At 62.7% G+C, this 3,273-nt stretch carries 4 protein-coding genes; 1 reads left to right on the forward strand and 3 read right to left on the reverse strand.

What is annotated here, in order from left to right; all coding sequences use genetic code 11:
* The coding region (locus XpopCFBP1817_RS20175) for a transposase (RefSeq protein WP_244171277.1) at positions 1–340 on the reverse strand (340 nt) is incomplete at its 3' end.
* 197 nt (positions 341–537) lie between these two features.
* Positions 538–2,124: an SDR family NAD(P)-dependent oxidoreductase gene (locus XpopCFBP1817_RS20180; protein ID WP_128418434.1), complete on the reverse strand. Its 1,587-nt coding sequence runs from the start codon at positions 2,122–2,124 to the stop codon at positions 538–540.
* Between the two features lie 162 nt (positions 2,125–2,286).
* On the opposite strand from XpopCFBP1817_RS20180, the gene XpopCFBP1817_RS23665 reads away from it, so the two are divergent.
* Positions 2,287–2,412, forward strand: coding sequence for a hypothetical protein (locus tag XpopCFBP1817_RS23665; protein WP_279627142.1), 126 nt, complete (start codon positions 2,287–2,289; stop codon positions 2,410–2,412).
* 508 nt (positions 2,413–2,920) lie between these two features.
* Here XpopCFBP1817_RS23665 and XpopCFBP1817_RS20185 read toward each other — a convergent pair.
* Positions 2,921–3,273 (reverse strand): integrase core domain-containing protein (locus XpopCFBP1817_RS20185; protein ID WP_146090200.1); only part of this gene is annotated, 353 nt, incomplete at its 5' end.

Consider the following 3,273-nt stretch of genomic DNA (forward strand, 5'->3'; position numbering starts at 1 on the left):
GCATGATCTTGTGCTTCATCCGCCAGGCGCGCTTGTAGTTGATCCCCAGATGACGCATCAGCTCCCGTGCGGCCATGTTGATTTTGGTCGAGGTCAACCGGTGCAACGCCAGCATCCAGGTGCGCAGCGGCAGTTTGGTGCCTTGGAACATCGTGCCTGCAATCAGGCTGGTCTGATGCCGGCACGCGCTGCATTGGGAATAGATCGCAGCACCCCGCTTGAAACGCGACCGCACCCGTCCGGCGCAGACAGGGCAACGAAAGCCTTGCGGCCAGCGCCACTTGTACAGCGCGCGATAGCACGTGGCTTCGACGCCGTAGGACGCGAAGAACTCAGGCATCGATCATCCCGCCTGGAACTGCACGGCATTGCTGCGCATCACGTCACCGCGTTGGCTTCAGGTGACAGCAGCATCCACAAAGCGCGGCGCAGATCCTGCGACTGGCGGCTGAATGTCAGGGCTAATCAGGTTGCACCATGTCATGCAGGCGCGCCTGCTGATTCTTCAAATCTATCTACGATGGAGTTTCGGTCTGCTCACCAATCCGTCGGCGCATAGTCCTTCAAGAACTGTCCCCACACATGCTCGCCGGTGTTGGCGCCTTGGATGATCGGGTCGACGATGCGGGCGGCGCCGTCGACGATGTCCAACGGTGGATGGAAGCGTTCTTCCTTCACCTTGAGCGCGGCGATGTCGGCCGGATCTTCATCGGTCACCCAGCCTGTGTCGACGCTGTTCATATGTATGCCGTCGTTTTGATAATCGGCCGCGGAGGTGCGCGTCATCATGTTCAACGCGGCCTTGGCCATGTTTGTGTGCGGGTGGCGGGTGGTCTTGAAGTTGCGGTAGAACTGGCCTTCCACTGCGGAGACGTTGACGATGTGCTTGTCGCGCTCGGGCGTGCGCAACATCAGTGGCTTCAGGCGCGCGTTGATGATGAAGGGGGCGATGGCGTTGACCAGCTGCGTCTCCAGCAGCTCCACCGAGGGAACTTCGTCCATCAGTAGGCGCCACGAGTTACGCCCGCGCAGATCCACCTGCTGCAGATCCTGATCCAGCCGTCCATCGGGGAAGAGGTGCTGCTGACCGACCAGTTCGTCGTCCAGCAACGCCACTTGCGACAACTCGGCGGCGCGGGTGAGCCCATCGGCGCCGTCCAGGCCGCGACCATGCACAGCCGGCAGCGCCATCGCCGAGGCATCGCGTAACAACTCGGGCGTGCGCAGGCCTTCGTAATGGCCGACCAAGTTGCGCACTGTCTCCTGCAATTCATGCAGTGCGGCGGTTTCGCCGGCCATCATATGCGCGTAAAAATGCGGCGGGCGGCGCACGGTCTGACAGGCGTTGTTGATGATGAAATCCAGCCGCGTGCGCGTCGCTAGGAGCTGGCTGCAGAACGCCTCCAGGCTGGGCGTGTGGCGCAGATCCAGACCGAAGATCTGCACCCGATGACCCCACTGGGCGAAGTCTGGTTCCTGCGCATATCGCGCGGCCGAATCACGCGGGGAACGCGTGGTGACGATCAGTTCGGCACCGGCACGCAGCAACTTCAAACCGGCCTGGTAGCCGATCTTGACCCGGCCGCCGGTCAGCAGCGCCACGCGCCAGCGCAGGTTTGCGGTTTCGGTGCGTTTGAAGTAATTCAGCTCGGCGCAGGTCGGGCACATCTGATCGTAGAAGTGATGCAGCTGGGTGAACTTCTGCTTGCACACATAGCAGTGGCGCAGCTCCGGCGAATGCGTGGGCTCCGGCGCGGCAGCGGCGTTCTGGCCGTTGTGCGCGTCGTGCAGGCCGGCGGCATGGGGCGGGAAGACGTTCGGAGTGCTGAACACCGGTTTGCGTCGCAGTGCGCGGATGCCGCGTTGTTCGAGCAGCGCCTCGGCCTTGCGTACCTTTTCCTGATGCCGCTCGCGTTCGCGTTGCTTGAGCAACTGCCGCCGCGCCTTCGGCTCTGGGTGATAGACCTTGGCCACCACCTTGTGCAGCCGCACGCGGTCGGCCTCGGGCAGCGCGTCGAGCACGCTGCGGTCGGCCTCAATGGCCTCCAGCAGATCCAGCGCCACGCGCAGGCGGTCTGTGAGGGGCGGGTCGTCGGCGGGCAGGGGCGGGGCGTTGGTATTCAAGGTGGATCCGAATGAGGCGGCACAAGCCGTGGCAATGGCGGCGGGTGGCCGACGAGAGAAGGCGGTGGCAGCTGAGCGCACGGGCAGGGCGCGGAGCGCTTGACCACATGCCGCAGAAGCTGACAGGCAGTTATTTTCGCCGATTGTGGGCGGTTGGCGCCAATGAGCCGGCTGGTGTGGGTGGTCGAGGCCACTGTTGCGACGCGCGAGGCACTGGATGCATGGGCGCGGCACCAGGATTTCGTCGCGATTCTCGGCGCACGGTGGCACTGGCTGAAGCCGCTGTGACACGCAATGCATGCAGGTTCCGTGACTTGCCTGCGTCTCTTACACCCCAAGTCCCCTAGAATCGGGTCGCACGCAGGGCCAGCAACAAGGCTCTGGAGAATGTCCGGACCACGTCCAGCCAGGCAAGGACCCGTCGTGCCAACGTTTCCAGTCAAGCGATTTTGCCAGCGCTTCCTTGCAGCCGCGGTCACAGGATTGGCTGTGCGCGGCGCTGCTCCGGAGCAATCGATACCGGCGCCTGCCATCGGACAACACGCCGCAGCAATGCGAACGGTCGTTCCACTGACGCACCCCGTTGCCCTTGACAAGGCTGGCACGATTGCGGACTTGGAGTTCGAGCCGCCGCCGTCCGGCCTCGTAGTCTCGTCATTGCTGAAGGTGGCGATTCGTTTGCCGGCCGATGAAGGAGCAGCGCTATTGGCGCCATCTGATCAGCTGGTCACCGTGGGACTTGCCGCTCGAGTAACGCTGCATAACCTGGCAGCGGGGAGCCGACACAGATACCCATTTAGCGCATCTGCCCCACCCTGGAACCGATGTTCCCATCGGCACGGACGCACATGAGATGGATCGGATTCACCTTGAACCGCTCGGGTTCGGATGTCCACTGCGTGCAGATGAATTCGTACGGTGTCAGACCCTGCAGGGCTTTGAGTCTGCGAGCGAAGTTGTAGGCGTCGATAAAGTTGGCCAGATGTTGTTGCAGTTGTGCGTGATCGTTGTAGTGGACGCGTTTGACAGTGGCGTCTTTGATCGTGCGATTCATCCGCTCGACCTGCCCATTGGTCCAGGGATGCTTGACCTTGGTCAAGCGGTGTTCGATGCCGTGCTCCTCGCAGACACGAGTGAAGAGATGCGCAC

It is taken from the genome of Xanthomonas populi, from assembly GCF_002940065.1.
In the GTDB taxonomy this organism is placed as follows: domain Bacteria; phylum Pseudomonadota; class Gammaproteobacteria; order Xanthomonadales; family Xanthomonadaceae; genus Xanthomonas; species Xanthomonas populi.